The sequence below is a fragment of the Galbitalea soli genome (assembly GCF_010686725.1).
Taxonomy (GTDB): Bacteria; Actinomycetota; Actinomycetes; order Actinomycetales; family Microbacteriaceae; genus Galbitalea; species Galbitalea soli.
In genome coordinates this window covers 1,127,392-1,145,034 of the sequence record NZ_JAAGWZ010000001.1, presented here as the reverse complement: position 1 = coordinate 1,145,034, position 17,643 = coordinate 1,127,392, and the positions used below count along the sequence as shown (strand labels likewise).

At 70.7% G+C, this 17,643-nt stretch carries 17 protein-coding genes; 10 read left to right on the top strand and 7 right to left on the bottom strand.

What is annotated here, in order from left to right; genetic code table 11:
- The first annotated feature begins 97 nt into the window (after positions 1-97).
- Positions 98-910: a DUF1206 domain-containing protein gene (locus tag G3T37_RS05405; protein ID WP_174247733.1), complete on the top strand. Its 813-nt coding sequence runs from the start codon at positions 98-100 to the stop codon at positions 908-910.
- A gap of 414 nt (positions 911-1,324) precedes the next feature.
- Here G3T37_RS05405 and G3T37_RS05400 read toward each other — a convergent pair whose 3' ends face one another.
- Both G3T37_RS05400 and G3T37_RS05395 read right to left on the bottom strand, forming a co-directional pair.
- Positions 1,325-1,654: a DUF7882 family protein gene (locus G3T37_RS05400; RefSeq protein ID WP_163472398.1), complete on the bottom strand. Its 330-nt coding sequence runs from the start codon at positions 1,652-1,654 to the stop codon at positions 1,325-1,327.
- A 35-nt stretch (positions 1,655-1,689) separates the two neighbouring features.
- Entirely contained in the window at positions 1,690-2,040 is a 351-nt protein-coding gene (locus tag G3T37_RS05395) for a hypothetical protein (protein ID WP_163472397.1), read from the bottom strand.
- A 174-nt stretch (positions 2,041-2,214) separates the two neighbouring features.
- On the opposite strand from G3T37_RS05395, the gene G3T37_RS05390 reads away from it, so the two are divergent.
- Positions 2,215-3,150, top strand: coding sequence for an oxidoreductase (locus G3T37_RS05390; RefSeq protein ID WP_163472396.1), 936 nt, complete (start codon positions 2,215-2,217; stop codon positions 3,148-3,150).
- Positions 3,151-3,181: 31 nt separating this feature from the next.
- Here G3T37_RS05390 and G3T37_RS05385 read toward each other — a convergent pair whose 3' ends face one another.
- A complete protein-coding gene (locus tag G3T37_RS05385; RefSeq protein ID WP_163472395.1) occupies positions 3,182-3,928 on the bottom strand; it encodes an MBL fold metallo-hydrolase in 747 nt (248 codons plus the stop codon).
- 12 nt (positions 3,929-3,940) lie between these two features.
- Here G3T37_RS05385 and G3T37_RS05380 point away from each other — a divergent pair, with 12 nt between their 5' ends.
- On the top strand, positions 3,941-5,836 hold the full coding sequence (locus G3T37_RS05380; protein WP_163472394.1) for a thioredoxin domain-containing protein: 1,896 nt from the start codon (positions 3,941-3,943) through the stop codon (positions 5,834-5,836).
- An 18-nt stretch (positions 5,837-5,854) separates the two neighbouring features.
- Here G3T37_RS05380 and G3T37_RS05375 read toward each other — a convergent pair whose 3' ends face one another.
- The 4 genes from G3T37_RS05375 to G3T37_RS05360 form a co-directional block, all read right to left on the bottom strand.
- The gene (locus G3T37_RS05375; RefSeq protein ID WP_163472393.1) at positions 5,855-6,748 is read right to left on the bottom strand and encodes a rhodanese-like domain-containing protein; all 894 of its coding nucleotides are present in this window, start codon (positions 6,746-6,748) and stop codon (positions 5,855-5,857) included.
- 4 nt (positions 6,749-6,752) lie between these two features.
- On the bottom strand, positions 6,753-7,328 hold the full coding sequence (locus G3T37_RS05370) for a CoA-binding protein (protein ID WP_163472392.1): 576 nt from the start codon (positions 7,326-7,328) through the stop codon (positions 6,753-6,755).
- A 3-nt stretch (positions 7,329-7,331) separates the two neighbouring features.
- Positions 7,332-8,636, bottom strand: coding sequence for an O-acetylhomoserine aminocarboxypropyltransferase/cysteine synthase family protein (locus tag G3T37_RS05365; protein WP_163472391.1), 1,305 nt, complete (start codon positions 8,634-8,636; stop codon positions 7,332-7,334).
- 87 nt (positions 8,637-8,723) lie between these two features.
- Positions 8,724-10,301, bottom strand: coding sequence for a dolichyl-phosphate-mannose--protein mannosyltransferase (locus tag G3T37_RS05360; RefSeq protein ID WP_163472390.1), 1,578 nt, complete (start codon positions 10,299-10,301; stop codon positions 8,724-8,726).
- Positions 10,302-10,340: 39 nt separating this feature from the next.
- Here G3T37_RS05360 and rsmI point away from each other — a divergent pair, with 39 nt between their 5' ends.
- From rsmI to G3T37_RS05325, 7 genes are all read left to right on the top strand, one after another.
- Positions 10,341-11,150 (top strand): 16S rRNA (cytidine(1402)-2'-O)-methyltransferase, encoded by an 810-nt coding sequence (rsmI, locus tag G3T37_RS05355; protein ID WP_163472389.1) that lies wholly within the window; start codon positions 10,341-10,343, stop codon positions 11,148-11,150.
- An 82-nt stretch (positions 11,151-11,232) separates the two neighbouring features.
- Positions 11,233-12,171 (top strand): NADP-dependent oxidoreductase, encoded by a 939-nt coding sequence (locus tag G3T37_RS05350; protein ID WP_163472388.1) that lies wholly within the window; start codon positions 11,233-11,235, stop codon positions 12,169-12,171.
- Between the two features lie 126 nt (positions 12,172-12,297).
- Positions 12,298-13,203 (top strand): aldo/keto reductase, encoded by a 906-nt coding sequence (locus tag G3T37_RS05345; protein ID WP_163472387.1) that lies wholly within the window; start codon positions 12,298-12,300, stop codon positions 13,201-13,203.
- Between the two features lie 69 nt (positions 13,204-13,272).
- A complete protein-coding gene (gene metG / locus G3T37_RS05340; RefSeq protein ID WP_163472386.1) occupies positions 13,273-14,862 on the top strand; it encodes a methionine--tRNA ligase in 1,590 nt (529 codons plus the stop codon).
- 12 nt (positions 14,863-14,874) lie between these two features.
- A complete protein-coding gene (locus tag G3T37_RS05335; protein WP_163472385.1) occupies positions 14,875-15,756 on the top strand; it encodes a TatD family hydrolase in 882 nt (293 codons plus the stop codon).
- A gap of 8 nt (positions 15,757-15,764) precedes the next feature.
- Entirely contained in the window at positions 15,765-16,607 is an 843-nt protein-coding gene (gene rsmA, locus G3T37_RS05330; protein WP_163472384.1) for a 16S rRNA (adenine(1518)-N(6)/adenine(1519)-N(6))-dimethyltransferase RsmA, read from the top strand.
- Between the two features lies 1 nt (position 16,608).
- On the top strand, positions 16,609-17,613 hold the full coding sequence (locus tag G3T37_RS05325) for a zinc-binding dehydrogenase (RefSeq protein WP_163472383.1): 1,005 nt from the start codon (positions 16,609-16,611) through the stop codon (positions 17,611-17,613).
- Positions 17,614-17,643 lie beyond the last annotated feature (30 nt).

Sequence of the window (17,643 nt, the reverse complement as noted above, 5' to 3'; positions counted from 1 at the left end):
AACCGTTATCGAGTGAAGACCCCCGTGCGGCTTTCGGGTAGCCGCACCGGGGGTCTTTTCTTGTCCGCGGGCGGTGCCGACTCACTACTGTGAGAAGGTGAGCACCGCATCCGCGAAACGAGTCGCGCGCAAGACCAAGAACAGCACTCCCCTTCAACTGCTGGCCCGCACGGGCTTCGCGGTGAACGGTCTGCTCCACATCCTGATCGGCCTGGTGGCGATCACGATCGCGCTGCATCAGAGCAACGACAAGTCGGCCGACCAGACCGGTGCACTGAGCGAACTCGCCGCGGCGCCCGGCGGTCGGCTACTCCTCTGGGTCGTCGTCATCGGGCTCGCCGCGCTGGGCGTCTGGCTGATCCTGAGCGCCTTCCTCGACGGCCGCGGCGACCGCACGAAGCGGGCGGCGCACATCGCGAACAACCTGGCCAAGGGCATCGTGTACCTCGTCATCGCGGGCACCGCGCTCACCTTCGCGAACGGCGGCAGCTCAAGCTCGAGCGCGTCGACGAAGGGCGCGAGCGCCGGTCTGCTGGCCACGCCCGGCGGCGTCGTGATCGCCGTGCTGATCGGCCTCGCCATCGTCGGCGTGGGCGTCTACTTCGTCATCAAGGGCGCGCGGCGCACCTTCCTCACCGACATCGTCTCGCCGCCCGAGGGCACCGCGCACGCGACCGTGTTCCTCGGCGTGCTGGGGTACTGTGCCAAGGGCCTTTCCCTGGGCGCGGTGGGCGTGCTGTTCATAGTCGCGGCGGTCACCGCTGACCCGAACAAGGCGACCGGTCTCGACGGCGCGCTCAAGTCGTTCGCCGCCCTGCCGTTCGGGATGATCGTGCTCATCGTCATCGGGGCCGGGTGGATCGCCTACGGGCTGTACTGCTTCCTGCGGGCGCGGCTCGCGAAGTTCTGAGCCCGGCCGACCGTCGAGGAGCCTCACGGGGCTTACCCGAGTTCGGCGAGCCGAAAGGCTCGCCCACGTGATCGACGTACCCCGGTGCGGTTGACGGCGCCCGGGGCGGTTAGCGGGAAATGCCCGGCGCGACACGCGGGGGGAGTTGTGTCGACGCCGGGCGATCCGAATGCGACCAGGGACGGGGGTGACCGGTCGCAGGGGAACAACGGTCCGAGTTCACTCGTGATCGGCGGGGTAAAGGCCTCGAGTGGCTCATTGCGGTGTTCGGTTCACACGGTTCGGGTAGTGCTGTGTGAACTGAGATAAGACTATGCCATGTCCGCATAATGGAGGACAGAATCTCGGCCCCAGTTCGGGGGTGATCTGTACCCCGCGGAGTGCCGTGGTCTCCGGCGCGACGGGCTCGGCGGCTCAGGCCGCGGTTCCGCCCGCGGCCCCCGGCTCGGGCTCGGGCAGCAGCTGCAGCCCGAGCGCGGAGTTGGCGGAGTTGGCGAGCGCGGCCAGCCACGCGCGGTTGAGTTCGAGCCCTGCGCCGTGTCGGTAGCTGAACTGGAGGGGGATGCCGGGATGCATCCAGACCGTGCTTCGACCTCCGCCGTTCTCGACGCCGTCCGACCAGGAGAAGTAGAACGCCTCGCGACGGCGGAATTTGGCGCCGATCACGACCTGGAGGTGGGCGAGCGTGCGGTCATCCAGCTCGATGGCCTGGTTCGGGAAATTCGAGTAGATCAGCCGACCCATGTGTCCTCCTCGCCGAATCGATTCGGCACATTGTCTCACCTCGGCGGGCGATTCCCTTTGAACGTTCCACCGCCGTTGGGCTCGCCCAGCTGGCCGTGGGTCGACAGGAACTTCTGATGGGTCGCCCAGCACGCGGCGCGCAGGGTTCGAAAGTAGCCGATCAACTGTCGTTCGTCCGACCGCTCGGCCCACGTGACCGCCCGATAACCGCGTTCCCCGGCGATCTGCAACTGCCGGATCACGCCGTAGCACCGGCCGTACTGGGCCATCATGAACCACAGGCCGGGTTCGGCCTCGACCGCCGCGAGGATCGGATGCCAGCCGGGGGCATACGTCGCCGCGGCACGCTGCGCTGCGGCGACGGCGTCGGCCTGGTCGTGTCTCATGGTCTGCGAAGTCCTCGGGTGGGGGAGATGCGACCGGCCTCGCAGCGCCGAGTGTGGCGGGCGCCAACGACATTCTGCTCCCCGATCCGGTCGCGAGCGACCGGTGGTGGGCGCTGTCGGCTGAGGCGGGTAGCGTTGGTGGGCAAGCCCGCTCGCGCCAGCCAAGGAGTCCCGATGACCAAGTGGAACGAGACCGACGTCCCCGACCAGACCGGTCGCACCGCCCTCGTGACGGGCGCCACCGGCGGACTCGGGTTGCGCGTCGCCGAAGTGCTCGCCAGCCGCGGCGCGCGGGTGCTCATGACCAGTCGGAATGCCGAGCGCGGTGCGGCGGCGCGAGACCGCGTCGCGGCGGTGGCCACGGGCCCGGAGCCCGAGATCATCGGCGTCGACCTCAGCGACCTCACGAGTGTCGGCCTCGCCGCCGCGACGGTGCGCGACCGCACCGGCGATCGCCTCGACCTGCTCGTCAACAACGCGGGCATCATGGCGCCGCCGCGCGCATTCAGTGTCGACGGCTTCGAGTCGCAGTGGGCCACCAACGTGTTCGGCCCGGCCGCGCTCACCTGGCAACTGCTGCCGGCCATCCGGGAGACCCCGCGGGCGCGCGTCGTGTTCGTCTCGAGCATCGCGCACTTCGGCGCCACCTTCGACGCCAGCCGGCTGCAGAAGGATGCCCGTGGCGACGACTACGTGCCGTTCGCGTACTACGGCCGCACCAAGCTCGCCGACCTGCTGCTCTCGCGTGAGCTCGAACGGCACTTCCTGCGGTCGGAGTCGGCGGCGATCAGCGTGGCCGCGCACCCCGGCTTCTCGTCGACGAACCTCATCTCGTCGACCGTCGAGGGTCGACCGGCGTGGCAGCAAGACGTCACGACGCGCATCATCGGCGCCACCGGACAGTCGGTCGCGATGGGGGCGCTGCCGCTGCTGTACGCGGCGACGGCCGATGGCGTCCGCGGGTCGCAGTACTTCGGGCCGCGCGGCCTCTTCGAGACGCGCGGTTACCCGCATCGCGCGGCACGGACGCCCGCCTCGCGCAGCGACGCCCTCGGTCGCTGGCTCCTCGACTTCGTGCAGGAGAAGACCGGGGTCACGGCCCCGCGCTGAGCCGTGGCGCGCCGAGCAGATCCGCGCGTCGTCAGCTCAGCGTGACGCGCTCCCCGCGCGGCGTCGCGGCGAGAAGCCCGGAGCCCTCGAACGCCGCCTCCAGTTGCGCGCGCGTCTCGCTGAAGTGCGCCCAGTCCTCGGTGTGCAGCCCCGCCACGCGTCGTACGCCCAGAATGCGTGCCGCCTCCGCGGCGTCCGCCGAGGTCAACGTGAGCGGCGCATCGATCGCGTCGATCCGCGCGGCGCCGGCGAACAGCACCGCGATGTCGATGCCGGGGAAGCGGTCGGCGATCTGCCCCACGAGCGCGAGGGAGGCGTTATCTCCGCTCACATAGACCGTGGGCTCACCGTCGGCTTCGAGCACGAAGCCGATCACCGGGCCGAGCAGCGGCTCGCATCCGGGCGGGCCGTGCAGGGCCGGCGCCGCCGTGACGGTGACGGTTCCCACCTCGTGCGACTCCCAGTTGTCGAGGCCGATGACGGGCCGCCCCAGATCTGCCCCGGCCTTCGCGGTGCTCAGCGTGAGCGGTGCGCGCGACAGGAATTCGCGGCCCGCGAGGTCGAGGTTGTCTTCGTGCTCGTGGTGCGACAGCAGCACAAGGTCGATCGCGCCGACCTCATCGGGGGCGAGAGCGGGCCCCTCAGTCTTCGTCAGGAGGTCGCCGTCACTGTCGTAGCTTCCCGGCGGATCGAAGGTGGGGTCGAGCAGGATCCGAAGTCCGGCGTACTCGAGGATGGCGGTCGGGCCACCGAGGTAGGTGAGGGTCGTCGTCGACATACTCTGAACACTATGGCCAATCGTCTCGCCGAAGCTGTGAGCCCCTACCTCCGATCCCACGCCGACAATCCGGTGGACTGGTTCCCCTGGGGCGCGGAGGCGTTCGCCGAGGCCGCACGGCGCGATGTGCCCGTGCTCATCTCGATCGGCTACTCGACCTGCCACTGGTGCCACGTGATGGCGCGCGAGAGCTTCAGCGATCCCGAGCTCGCGGCCGTGCTGAATGCCCGCTTCGTGAGCATCAAGGTCGACCGCGAGGAGCACCCCGACGTCGACTCCAGCTACCTGTCGGCCGCGGCGGCCTTCACCGATCAGCTCGGCTGGCCGCTCACCGTCTTCGCGACCCCGAGCGGCCGGGCCTTCTTCGCGGGCAGCTACTTTCCGCCGGTCGCGATGGGTGATCACCCGGCCTTTCGCGATGTGCTCGACGCCGTGTGGGAGGCGTGGACCTCCCGACGCGACGAGGTCGAGCGGTCGGCCGCGCAGCTCGCGGCGGCCATCGTGCGCCCGAGCGTCGAGAGTCGCGGCCCGCTGCCGGGCGACGCCGAGTTCGCCGCGATCGTGGCCGAGCTGGCCTCCTACGAGGATGACCGCCACAGCGGCTTCGGCGGCGCACCGAAGTTCCCCGTCGCGCCCACGCTCCTGTTCCTCCTCGATCGCGAGGCCGCGGGAGACGACACCGCGGGCGGGCTCGCGCGGCGCACGCTTCACGCGATCGCGGGCACCGGGTGGCCCGATGCGCCGTTCACGGCCCTGCGCGACCGGGTCGGCGGCGGGTTCTTCCGCTACGCGACGCGGCGCGACTGGTCGGAGCCGCACTACGAGCGCATGCTCTACGACAACGCGCAACTGCTGGAGGCCTACACGCGCGCGGCGGTGCGCGAGCCCGAGCCCTTCGCCGAGATCGCCGCCGGCCTCGCGGACTACCTCGTGGAGGTGATGCAGCAACCCGGTGGTGGGTTCGCCTCCGCCCAGGACAGCGAGAGCGTCGTGGACGGCGCGCGGGTCGAGGGCGACTACTACGCGCTCGACGCGGTCGCGCGTGCCGATCAAGCGGCGCCCGCGCTCGACGAGAAGGTGGTGACGGGCTGGAACGGCCTCGCAATCGGGGCGCTCGCGCTCGCCGCGACCGTTCAGGGCCGGGAGGACTGGCTGCGGGCGGCCCTCCGCGCCGCCGAGCGGGTCGCAGAGGGCGAGCTCGTACGGGCGCGCATCGCCCATGCGGTCTCCATCGCACGGCCCGCCCTCGAGGACTTCGGGATGCTCGCCACCGGACTCCTCGACCTCGCCGCGGCGACCGGCGACCCGCGCTGGGCCGAGCGGGCGCGCGACCTCGTCGACGCGACCCGCCACGCCGCCCCGGATGCGCCCGCACGGATGCCCTTCGCGGTGCCCGGCGGCGCTGACCCGGTTCTGGCGGCGCAGGGTCTTGCGCTCGACGTCGATCCCAGCGAGGGCGCCTACCCCAGCGGCGTGAGTGCGCTCGCGGCGGCGGCGCTGCGGCTTTACCACCTCACCGGGGAGAGCGGCTACCGAGCTGCCGCCGCCGACGCGCTCGGCCTGGTCGCACCGCTCGCGGCCGCGCGGCCGATGTCGTTCGGTGCGGCCCTGCGCGCGATGTCGTCGCTCGCCCGCGCGCCACGCCAGCTCGTCGTCGTCACGGGGGATCGCGCGGAAGGCGGGGCCGGCGACGACCCGCTCGCCCTGCTCGCTCGCCGCAGCGCGGCGGATTCCTCGCTCACGGTCGTCGTCGTCACCGCGGAGCAGCGCGTCGGCTGGGCCGATGCCGGCTTCGGGCTGCTCGCCGACCGGACCAGCCGCGGGGGCGCGACGACGGCGTTCCTCTGCGAGGACTTCGTCTGCCGACTCCCGGTGACCGGTGCCGACGAACTGCGCGCGCTCCTCTGAGGCGGTCTCGCGGGGGTGCTAGGCGCTGGTCACGAGGGGGCGCCGCTCGTCGGCGGTCCACTCGTTGAGCGAGCCGTCGTACAGCGCCACCGACCGCTCGCCGAGCAGCGTGAGCGCGAGCGCCCCAGCGGCGGCGGCGATGCCCGCACCGCAGTACGCCACCACCCGCTCGCCGCCCAGGACGGGGGCGAAGGTGTCGCGCAGGGCGGATTCCGGCAGGAGCGCGTTGCTCGTGCGGTCGACCAGCCGGCCGGCGGGCGCGCTGATGCTGCCGGGGATGTGCCCCGGCCGCGGCCGGGAGCCGGCTTCGCCGCTGAACTCCTTCGGCGGCACGGCGCAGACGAGCGAGCCGGGCGCGGAGCCGTCGACGATGGCCTCGACCTCGGCGGTCGTCACCCAGAGCTCGGGCCGCTCGGTGGCGACGAATCCGGCGTCCGTGGGCCGGGGCTCCACATGACCCAGCTCGATCGCGCGTTCCTCCGCCGTCCATTTCTGCAGCCCGCCGTCGAGGACGGCGACCCGGTCGTAGCCGAAGGCGCGGAACAACCACCACAGGCGTGAGGCCCACTGTCCGACACCGGAGTCGTAGACGACCACCGCCGTCGAGTTGTCGACGCCCAGGGCGGTCGCGGCGGCCTGGAACCGCGCCAGCCCGGGGCGGGTGAAGGGATGCGCGCCCTCCGGGTCGGAGAACTCCTCGATGAGGTCGGCGAAGACGGCGCCGGGGATGTGGCCCGTGACGATGTAGTTCTCATGCCCGGTCACGTACCCGCTCCGACCCTCGTGGGCGTAGGGAACGACGGAGGCGTCGACGACGAGCAGGCGGTCGCTGCCCAGGTGGTCGGCGAGCCACTGCGTGGACACGATGGGCTCGGCGAGCAAGGGGGCGGGGGCGAGGTCGGTGGTGGTCACGCGCTCACCGAAGGGTCTTGCGACCGCTGATCTGGCCGGTGTCGAAGCCGAGCAGGTGGAGTCCGCCGTGAAACCGCGCGTGCTCGATCTTGATGCACCGGTCCATGACGACGGTGAGTCCCTTCGACTCGCCGTAGATGGCCGCGTCCTGGTTCCAGATGCCGAGCTGCACCCAGATCGTCTTCGCGCCGACGGCGACGACGTCGTCGATGACCGAGGGGATATCGCTGCCCTTGCGGAAGACGTCGACGATATCGGGCACCTCGGGCAGTGAGGCCAGGTCGGGGTACGCCTTCTGGCCGAGGATGGTGTCGGCGTTCGGATTGACGAAGTACACCCGGTAGTCGCTCGACTGCTGCAGGTAGGTGCCGACGAAGTAGCTCGACCGCGCGGCGTTGGGCGAGGCACCGACGATGGCGACCGACTTCGCCTTCCGCAGGATGCCCAGGCGCTGCTTGGCGCTCGGCCCCACCCAGGTGCGCTGCGACCGGAGCAGCTTGGCGAGCGGGGAGCTCGCGGGGATCTCGCAGGTGAGCCCATTGGCCAGCTGCGAGGTGACGGTCTCTTCGACGATGCTCATGCCCTATCCTTCCAACGCCCGGGCGAGTGCCTGGTCAAGGTCGTAAATGATGTCATCGGGGTCTTCTATTCCCACGCTGAGGCGAACGAGGCCCGGGCCGACGCCCGCGTCGAGCAGCTGCTGCTCGGTGAGCTGGGCGTGCGTGGTGGATGCCGGGTGGATGATGAGCGTCTTCGCGTCGCCGATATTGGCGAGGTGGCTCGCCAGATCGACCGACTCGATGAACTTCTGACCGACCTCGCGACCGCCCTTGACGCCGAAGCTGAACACCGAGCCCGGCCCCTTCGGCAGGTATTTCTTGGCGCGCTCGAAGTGCGGGTGCGCGGGCAGGCCCGCCCAGTTGACGTACTCGATGCGCGGATCGGCGTCGAGCCACTCGGCGACGATCCGGGCGTTGTCGACGTGGGCCTGAATGCGGAACGGGAGCGTCTCGACGCCCTGAGCGAGCAGGAACGCGGAGTGCGGGGCGAGCGTCGGCCCGATGTCGCGGAGCTGCTCGGCCCGCAGGCGCGTGAGGAAGGCGTACTCGCCGAAGTTGCCGTGCCAGTTGAGGCCGCCGTAGGAGGGCACCGGCTGGTCGAAGAGCGGGAAGTGCTCGTTGGCCCAGTGGAAGCGCCCCGACTCGACGACGACGCCGCCGAGCGTGGTGCCGTGCCCGCCGAGGAACTTGGTGGCCGAGTGGATCACGACGTCGGCACCCCACTCGATCGGCCGGTTGAGGTAGGGGGTCGCGATCGTCGAGTCGACGATGAGGGGGATGTGGTGCGCGTGCGCGACGTCGGCCAGTCCCTCGATGTCGGCGACCTCGCCCGAGGGGTTGGCCACGATCTCGGCGAAGATGAGCTTGGTCTTGTCGGTGATCGCCGCGGCGTAGTCGGCGGGGTCGGAACTGTGCACGAAGGTGGTCTCGACTCCGAAACGGCGGAGCGTGACATCCAGCTGCGTGATCGACCCGCCGTAGAGACTGGCGCTCGCGACGATGTGGTCGCCCGCGCCGGCCAGCGAGGCGAAGGTGATGAACTGCGCCGACAGGCCGCTTGCGGTCGCGACGGCACCGAGTCCGCCCTCGAGGCTCGCGATCCGCTCCTCGAAGGAGGCGACGGTCGGGTTGGCGAGGCGCGAGTAGATGTTGCCGTACTTCTGCAGCGCGAATCGGGCGGCCGCGTCGGCGGTGTCATCGAAGACGAAGGCGCTGGTCTGGTAGATGGGGAGCGCGCGTGCGCCCGTCACGGTGTCGGGGATATTGCCCGCGTGAATGGCCCGCGTGCGGAACCCCCACTCGCGGTCGGTGTTGTCGCGTTCAGCCATGGGGGAAACGCTACCGGAGGCGTGCGACGGGCTCCGGCTCGGTCGTAACTTAGGCCAACAATCGGATGCCCGGCGCCCGCCCCACGGCTACAACCAGGTCGACAGCCAGTAGTGCGCGCGGATGTAGGTGAAATCCACCTGGATCCCGGTCCAGAGCGGCCAGAAGAACACGCTCACGCCGATGGCGACGACGAGGAACACCGCGACGAATCGTTCGCCCCGAGCCCGTCGCCAGGCGGGCGCATCCGTCCTCCCCATGGCGAGCCACGCGACGTAGGCGAGACACAGGATGAGGTAGGGCTCGAAGGCGATCGTGTAGAACTGGAACACCGTGCGGTTCGCGTAGAGCAACCAGGGCAGGTACCCCACCGCGATGCCCGAGAGGATGAGCCCGATGCGCCACTCGCGCGTGATCGCGAGTCGGTAGAGCAGGTAGACGGCGGCCGCCACCGCGCCCCACCAGATGAGCGGATTCGCGATGTTGGTAATCGACTCACCGCAGAAGTTGACGGTGCAGCCGTTCTGCAGGTGCTGACTCCCGCGGAAGTACATGCTCGTGGGGCGGATCATGAGCAGCCAGCTGAAGGGGTTCGCCTGATACGGGTGCGACTGGTGCTCGTTGATGTTGAAGTTGTACTGCTCCCACTCGTTGTGAACGAAGCTCTGCAGAACGTGGGGCACCCACGCGAGGGCGCCGGTCCAGGCGTTTCCGGGCTGGTCGGCCCAGACCCGATCCCAGCCGCCCTTCGTCACGAACCAGCCGGTGTAGCTCGCGAGGTAGGCGGCGACCGCGATCGGCACCATGAGCAGGAAGCTCACCGGGCCCTGCTTCACGATCGTGCCGCCCAGCCACAGCGGGATTCCCGCGCGCCGCCGCGCGGCGAGATCGACGAGCACCGTGTAGACGGCGAGTCCGGCGAGGAAGTAGATGCCGCTCCACTTGACCGCGGTCGTGAGCCCGAAGGCGAGACCCGCGGCGAGGAGCCAGGGCCGCCACCACAGGGCGGGCCCCCAGTCGATCGACCTGCCCCGGGCATCCCGACGCTCGATCCACGCCGCCAGACGCACCGCCGACCACTCGCGGTCGAGGAGGATCGCGCCGAAGCCGAGGAGCCCGAAGAGCATCACGAAGTTGTCGAGGAGCCCCACCCGACTGAGCACGATCGCGTTGCCGTCGATCGCGAAGAGCAGCCCGGCGATCGTGGTGACGAGCACGGAGCGGAGCAGGTACTGCGTGATGAGCATCAGGAGGACCACGGCGAGGATTCCCGCGACCGCGGTCGAGATGCGCCAGGAGAAGGTGTTCTGCGCGCCGAACAGCTGCATCCCCAACGAGATCAGCCACTTGCCGAGGGGCGGGTGCACCACGAACTCGGCGGCGCGCGTGAAGGTGTCGAATCCCTTGAAGTCGCCGGCGGGCCAGCTGCCCTCGTAGCCCAGCTTCGACATCGTGTACGCGTCGCGCACGTAGAAGGTCTCGTCGAAGACGAGCGTCGACGGGGTGCCGAGCCGCCACAGTCGCGTGCCCGCCGCGAGCAGCACCACGAGCACGGGTCCCGCCCAGCGGATGATCCGCGCGCGCCGCGGCGTGCTCGCGAACCTCTCCCAGAGCCGGTCGCTGAGCGTGGTGTCGGGGGGAACCGTGACGGTGGGGGCGGTCTCCATCCGGCAATGGTAACGAGCCTCTGCTGTCAGACTGGGGAGGTGATCATCCTCGCCGCGACCCCGATCGGGAATCTGGGCGATGCGTCGCGTCGCCTGATCGAGGCGCTCGAGAACACCGAGGTGATCGCCGCGGAGGACACGCGCACCGCGATCCACCTCATGCGCGCGCTCGGTATCGAGAACCGGCCCCGACTGCTGGCCCTTCACGAGCACAACGAGGTGGCGAAGGCGGCCGAGATCGTCGACCTCGCCCGCGACGCCGATGTGCTGGTGCTGACCGACGCGGGGATGCCCGCCATCAGCGATCCCGGATTCACCCTGGTCGCGGCCGCCGCCGCCGCGGGCGTGACCGTCACCGCCCTGCCGGGCCCCAGTGCCGTACTCACCGCCCTGGCCCTCTCAGGACTGCCCACGGATCGGTTCAGCTTCGAGGGTTTCGTGCCGCGGAAGGGCCGGGTCGCCTATTTCGCCGGCCTCGCGCGCGAGGCGCGCACGATGGTGTTCTTCGAGTCGCCGAACCGGCTGGCCGCCACCCTGAACGATCTCGCTCAGGCCCTCGGGCCCGCGCGGCGTGTCGTCGTGTGCCGCGAGCTCACCAAGCTGCACGAGGAGGTGCGCCGCGGCACCGCGGCGGAGCTCGCGGCCGCGTTCTCCGACGGCACCCGCGGCGAGATCTGCCTCGTCGTCGAGGGAGCCGCGCCGCTCGCCGCGGACCTGCCGACCGGCATCGCGCAGGTGGTCGCGCTCGTCGCCGCGGGAGCGCGACTCAAGGAGGCGAGCGCCGAGGTCGCCGAGGCGACCGGTCTGAGCCGTCGCGAGCTCTACGAGGGGGCGCTCGCCGCGCGGTGACCGCCGGGGGATGACGAAGTCGGCGGCGAGGCGCAGACTGGGGGTCGAAGCCGCACCGAGCCGTGCCCACTGGAGGTCACCCATGTCGAAAGCCGTGAAGTTCGAGATGTACGGGGGCACCGAGGTGCTCCAGGTCGTGGAGGTGGCCGACCGCGAACCCGCTGCGGGGCAGGTGCGCGTGCGCGTGGTGGCGGCGTCGATCAATCCGGGGGAGGCGGGGATCCGCAGCGGTGCGATGCACGCGATGTTCCCCGCGCACTTCCCCGAGGGCGAGGGCAGCGACTTCGCCGGGGTGGTCGAGGGTGTGGGGTCCGGGGTCGATTTCGTCTCGGTGGGCGACGAGGTGATCGGGTTCAGCGACGAGCGCAGCGCGCACGCCGAATACGTGGTCATCGCGGCCGACCGCGTCATCCCGAAGCCGCACGGCGCCGCGTGGGACGCGGCCGCCTCGCTCTACGTCGCCGGGACCACCGCCTTCGCCTGCGTCAGCGCGGTCGACGTGCGCCGGGGTGACACGGTGGTCGTGGCCGGTGCCGCGGGCGGCGTCGGCGTGATCGCCACGCAGCTCGCCGTGCGCGCGGGGGCGGCGGTCATCGCGACGGCGAGCGAGGAGAACCACGCCTTCCTGCGCAGCGTGGGCGCGATCCCGGTGGCCTACGGCAAGGGTCTCATCGATCGGATCCGAAAGATTGTGCCCGACGGCGTTGACGCCTTCATCGACACCCACGGCGACGGCAACGTCGAGCTGGCTCGCGCGCTCGGGGTCGAGAACAAGCGAATCAACACGCTGCCCGACCGCGCCGCGGTGAAGAAGTACGGCGTGAAGGCGAACGGAATGGCCGCCGTGCCGGCACGAGAGACCATGATCCAGCTGGCGCGGATGCTCGGCGCCGGCGAGCTCGTCGTGCCGGTGTACGCCCACTACCCGCTCACCGAGGTGCGGGCCGCCTACGAGCGGCTGGCCAAGGGCCACGGCCTGGGCAAGATCGTGCTCGACGTGAGCGAGCCGCGGACGCGCTGACGCGGGACGGCGCACAGGGCGGCGGGCCTCCGCGGGGAGGCCGGGCCAGACGGAGGGCACCCCTGCGGGAATGCCGGGCCGGGCGGCCTCGTTGGGGCAAGAGTCCCTACGGAAAGGTATTCCCCCATGACCCAGCTCGACTTCGGCCCCCTCGTCCTCGGCGGCAACACCTTCGGGTGGACCAGCGATCGCGAGGAGAGCTTCGCGGTGCTCGACGCCTTCGTCGCGGCGGGCGGCCGCTCGATCGACACCGCCGACGTCTACTCCGCCTGGGTGCCGGGCAACTCGGGCGGCGAGTCCGAGACGATCATCGGCGAGTGGTTCGCGGCGCGGGGCACCCGCGACGCGGTGGAGGTGCACACGAAGGTGTTCGCGCTCGCCGCGCGACCCGGACTCACCTCCGGCAACATCCACGCCGCGGTGGAGGACTCGCTCCGCCGCCTGCAGACCGACCACATCGACCTCTACTACGCGCACCGCGATGACGAGACCGTCGAGCAGTCGGAGTATGTTGCGGCCTTCCACGACCTGGTGACCCAGGGCAAGATCCGCGAGGTCGGCGCCTCGAACTTCGGCGCCGAGCGGCTCGCGAGCGCGGTGGCCCTCGCGAAGGACCTGGAGCTCACCCCGTTCACCGTCGCGCAGGACAAGTACAACCTCGTCGACCGGGGCATCGAGGAGACCCTGCTCCCCACCCTCGGGCAGCTCGGTATCGCCGAGCTTCCCTACTCCTCGCTCGCCAGCGGCTTCCTCACCGGCAAGTACCGCCCGGGCGTGACGGTCGACTCGGCGCGTGCCGGAGGCGTCGCCGCCTACCTCGACACCCCCGCGAACGTCGACCTTCTCGCGACCCTCGACGACATCGCGGCAGCGCACGGCGTGAGCGTCACGGCTGTCGCGCTCGCCTGGCTGCGCGCGCAGCCGACCGTGGGTGCGCCCATCGCGAGCGCCCGCACGCCACAGCAGCTCACGAGCCTCGTCGAGTCGTTCACGCTCGAGCTGACGGCCGAGGATCTCGCCCGCCTCGCCTGACGCGCGACCGGGCATCCCACCCCGGTGCCGCCCGCGTAACACCGCGGCGCCGCCCAGTAGAATCGTGGGATGCCCGGCGAGTCGTTCTACCTCTGTACGCCCATCTTCTACGTCAACGACGTGCCCCACATCGGGCACGCGTACACGGAGGTCGCGGCCGACATCCTCACCCGCTGGCACCGCCAGAGCGGGGACGACACCTGGCTGCTGACCGGAACCGACGAGCACGGCCAGAAGATCCTGCGCACGGCGGTCGCCAACGACACCACCCCCAAGGCCTGGGCCGACAAGCTCGTGACGGATGCCTGGCTCCCGCTGCTCGAGACGATCGACATCCGCAACGACGACTTCATCCGCACCTCCGAGGAGCGCCACGAGAAGGCGGTCCTCATCTTCCTGCAGAAGCTGCACGACGACGGCTTCATCTACAAGGGTGAGTACGAGGGTTACTACTGCGTCGGCTGCGAGGAGTACAAGCAGCTCGACGACCTCATGGAGACGCCGGAGGGCGACTTCGCGGGTCAGCTGGTCTGCAAGATCCACGGCCGACCGGTCGAGGTGCTCAAGGAGACCAACTACTTCTTCCGCATGAGCCAGTTCCAGCAGGCGCTGCTCGACCTCTACGAGACCCGGCCCGACTTCATCCAGCCGGCGAGCGTGCGCAACGAGATCATCTCCTTCGTGAAGCAGGGGCTCAACGACCTGTCGATCTCCCGGTCGAGCTTCGACTGGGGCATCCAGATCCCCTGGGACCACAGCCACGTGCTCTACGTGTGGTTCGACGCGCTGCTCAACTACATCACCGCGATCGGCTACGGCACCGACGACGAGGAGTTCCGTCGTCGCTGGCCCGCGATCCAGATCGTCGGTAAGGACATCGCGCGCTTCCACGCCGTCATCTGGCCCGCCATGCTCATGGCCGCCGGTCTCGAGGTGCCCAAGCACGTATTCGGCCACGGCTGGCTCCTGGTGGGCGGCGAGAAGATGTCGAAGTCGAAGCTCACCGGCATCGCCCCGAACGAGATCACCGACACCTTCGGCAGCGACGCGTTCCGCTACTACTTCATGCGCGCCGTCAGCTTCGGCCAGGACGGCTCCTTCAACTGGGAGGATCTGAGCGCGCGCTACCAGTCGGAGCTCGCGAACGGCTTCGGCAACCTCGCCTCGCGCGTCGTGGCGATGGTCACCCGGTACTACGCCGGTGAGCTGCCCGCGCCGGCCGAGTACAGCGAGCCCGATCTCGCCATCCAGCGGGTGGTCGCCGACGCCGTCGCGAAGGCCGACGCCGCGATGCAGCTCTTCGCCATCCACGAGGCGGTCGCCGCGATCTGGACGATCGTCGACGAGCTCAACGGCTACATCACGATTCAGGAGCCGTGGGTGCTCGCCAAGAACGACGAGACGCGCGCGCGACTCGGCACCGTGCTCTACACGGCGGCGGAGGGGCTGCGGGCACTCGCGGTGCTGCTCTCGCCGGTCATCCCCAAGGCGACGGCCACGCTGTGGGACGCGCTCGGGGCCGGCACGCTGGGCACCCTGGATGATCAGCTCATCCCCGCCGCGGGCGAGTGGGGTCAGCTCCCCGCCGGTTCGGCCGTCTCGCCGCTGGAGGCGCTGTTCCCCCGCATCGAGCAGGAAGCCGAAGCGACCGCCGGTTGATACGCTCGCAGCATGGCTGACGAACGCGAGTATCCGCCGCTTCCCGAGGCACTCGTCGTGGGCGTCTACGACAACCACACGCACCTGGAGTACGAGCAGGGCGCGAATACCCTCGACTACCGCGAGCACCTCGACCGGGCATCCAGTGTCGGGGTCCGCGGTGTCGTGCAGGTGGGCACCGATCTCGCCTCCTCGTACTGGTCGGCCGACATCGCGGCGGTCGAGCCGCGCGTGCTCGCGGCGGTCGCGCTGCACCCGAACGAGGCGCCGCTGCTCGACGCCGCCGGCACCCTCGACGACGCGCTGGAGCAGATCGACACCCTCGCGGGCCGACCGCGCGTGCGCGCCGTCGGCGAGACCGGTCTCGACTTCTTCCGCACGGGCGAGGAGGGCCGCGCCGCCCAGCAGCGCTCCTTCGAGGCGCACATCGAGATCGCGAAGCGGCACGGCATCGCCCTGCAGATCCACGACCGCGACGCGCACCAGCAGGTGGTCGAGACGCTCCTGCGCGTCGGCGCTCCCGAGCGCACCGTGTTCCACTGCTTCAGCGGAGACGTCGAGCTGGCGCGCGTCTGCGCCGAGCACGGCTGGTACCTCTCCTTCGCCGGCACCGTGACCTTCAAGAACGCCCCCGCCCTCCGCGAGGCGCTCGAGGTGGTTCCGCGGCGGCTCGTGCTCGTCGAGACCGACGCGCCCTACCTCACGCCCGTGCCGTTCCGCGGTCGCCCCAACGCCCCGTACCTCATCCCGCACACCGTGCGCGCGATGGCCGCCCACCTCGGCACGGAGGTGTCGATGCTCGGGGCCCTCATCGCCTCCAACACCGAGGAGGTGTACGGGCGCTGGGATTCGGAGCCCGTCACCGACCCGCCCGCGCCCCAGACCGAATCTTGAGCCCCCTCATGACGACCGACTCCGCCGCCCTGCTCGGCCCCGCCGAGATTCGCGACCTCGCCGAACTGCTCGGCATCCAGCCCACCAAGAAGCTCGGTCAGAACTTCGTGATCGACGCGAACACGGTGCGGCGCATCGTGCGGCTCGCCGGGGTGGCGGCGGGGCAGACGGTCGTCGAGGTGGGTCCCGGGCTCGGCTCGCTGACGCTCGGCCTGCTCGAAACGGGGGCCGAGGTGATCGCGGTCGAGATCGACCGGCGCCTCGCCGCCCAGCTGCCGCTCACCGTCGGCACGCTGCAACCGGACGCCCGCCTCACCGTCATCACCGCCGACGCGCTGACCGTCCGCACGCTCGACCCCGCCCCCTCCGTCCTCGTCGCCAATCTCCCCTACAACGTCTCGGTGCCGGTTCTGCTGCACTTCCTGGAGACGTTCCCGAGCCTCGACCGCGGCCTCGTGATGGTGCAGGCGGAGGTGGGGCATCGCCTCGCGGCGACCCCCGGCTCGAAGGTCTACGGCAGTCCGAGCGCGAAGGCCGCCTGGTACGGCGACTTCCGGCTCGCGGGCACCGTGTCGCGCCAGGTGTTCTGGCCCGTGCCCAACGTCGACTCGGTCCTCGTCGGCTTCGAGCGGCACGAGCAGCTCGGCACGGAGGAGGAGCGTCGGTCGACCTTCGCCCTCATCGACGCGGCGTTCCAGCAGCGCCGCAAGATGCTGCGCCAGGCGCTCTCCGAGGTGCTCGGCGACTCCGCGCACGCCTCCGCCCGCATCGAGGCCGCCGGGCTCGCCCCGACGAGTCGCGGCGAGGAGCTCACGATCGCCGACTTCCTCGCGATCGCCCGGGCGGCGTAGCGTGCGCGCGGTCGTCATCCCGTGCTTCGGCGGGCCGGAGGTGCTCACGGTGGGGGAGCTCGACGATCCGGTGGCGGGGCCCGGGCAGGTGGTCATCCGTGTCGCGGCCGCGGGGGTCAACCGCGCCGATCTGCACCAGGTCGCCGGGCACTATCCGCCTCCCGCCGGTGCCCCGGAGTGGCCGGGCATGGAGGTCTCGGGTGTGATCGCGTCGGTCGGAGCACCCGCGACGGACGGCATCGCGCGCCCCCGCTTCGCGGTCGGCGACCGTGTCTGCGCGCTCACCCCCGGTGGTGGCTACGCCGAGCGGCTGGCCGTCGACGCCGCGCTCGTGCTGCCGGTGCCCGACTCGGTCGACCTCGTCGACGCGGCGGGCATCCCCGAGGCGGCCGCGACGGTGTGGGCGAACGTCGTCATGGCCGCGGGACTGCGACCGGGGCAGCGGATGCTCGTGCACGGCGGCTCGAGCGGCGTCGGGTCGTTCGCCGTCCAGCTCGGCGCCGCGCTGGGTGCGACGGTGTTCGCGACCGCGGGCGGACCCGCGAAGGTGGCGTTCTGCGAGCGTCTGGGGGCCATCGGCATCGACTATCGCGCCGAGGATTTTGCGGAGGTGATCGCCGCCGCCGCACCGGCGGACGGCTCCGCCCCGGGCGTCGACGTCGTGCTCGACCTGGTGGGCGGCGACTATCTCGACCGCAACGTGCGGGTGCTGCGCACCGGTGGAACGGTCATGATCATCGCCAATCAGAGCGGCGCGCCGGGCATCGTCGACCTCGGGGAGCTCATGCGGCGGCGCGGCCGCATCTGGGCCACCACCCTGCGGGCGCGACCCTTCGCCGAGCGCGCGGAGATTCTGGCGGGCGTGCGCGACCGGGTGATGCCGCTGTACGCGGAGGGGCGCATCCGCACCGTCACCGACTCGGTGTTCCCGTTCGAGAGCGCCGCCGAGGCCCACCGCCGAATGGCCTCGGGGGCCCACTCCGGCAAGATCCTCCTCACGCCCTGAGCGGGGATCGCGAGCCGGTGGTGACGGGTC

Excerpts from the sequence above, each read along its gene's own strand:
- G3T37_RS05345 (WP_163472387.1), top strand. The coding sequence starts at position 12,298 with ATGACCCAGCTCGACTTCGGCCCCCTCGTCCTCGGCGGCAACACCTTC.
- metG (WP_163472386.1), top strand. The coding sequence starts at position 13,273 with ATGCCCGGCGAGTCGTTCTACCTCTGTACGCCCATCTTCTACGTCAAC.
- G3T37_RS05400 (WP_163472398.1), bottom strand. The coding sequence starts at position 1,654 with ATGGGTCGGCTGATCTACTCGAATTTCCCGAACCAGGCCATCGAGCTG.
- G3T37_RS05370 (WP_163472392.1), bottom strand. The coding sequence starts at position 7,328 with ATGAGCATCGTCGAAGAGACCGTCACCTCGCAGCTGGCCAATGGGCTC.
- G3T37_RS05385 (WP_163472395.1), bottom strand. The coding sequence starts at position 3,928 with ATGTCGACGACGACCCTCACCTACCTCGGTGGCCCGACCGCCATCCTC.
- G3T37_RS05365 (WP_163472391.1), bottom strand. The coding sequence starts at position 8,636 with ATGGCTGAACGCGACAACACCGACCGCGAGTGGGGGTTCCGCACGCGG.
- G3T37_RS05395 (WP_163472397.1), bottom strand. The coding sequence starts at position 2,040 with ATGAGACACGACCAGGCCGACGCCGTCGCCGCAGCGCAGCGTGCCGCG.
- G3T37_RS05390 (WP_163472396.1), top strand. The coding sequence starts at position 2,215 with ATGACCAAGTGGAACGAGACCGACGTCCCCGACCAGACCGGTCGCACC.
- G3T37_RS05350 (WP_163472388.1), top strand. The coding sequence starts at position 11,233 with ATGTCGAAAGCCGTGAAGTTCGAGATGTACGGGGGCACCGAGGTGCTC.
- G3T37_RS05380 (WP_163472394.1), top strand. The coding sequence starts at position 3,941 with ATGGCCAATCGTCTCGCCGAAGCTGTGAGCCCCTACCTCCGATCCCAC.
- rsmA (WP_163472384.1), top strand. The coding sequence starts at position 15,765 with ATGACGACCGACTCCGCCGCCCTGCTCGGCCCCGCCGAGATTCGCGAC.
- G3T37_RS05360 (WP_163472390.1), bottom strand. The coding sequence starts at position 10,301 with ATGGAGACCGCCCCCACCGTCACGGTTCCCCCCGACACCACGCTCAGC.
- G3T37_RS05335 (WP_163472385.1), top strand. The coding sequence starts at position 14,875 with ATGGCTGACGAACGCGAGTATCCGCCGCTTCCCGAGGCACTCGTCGTG.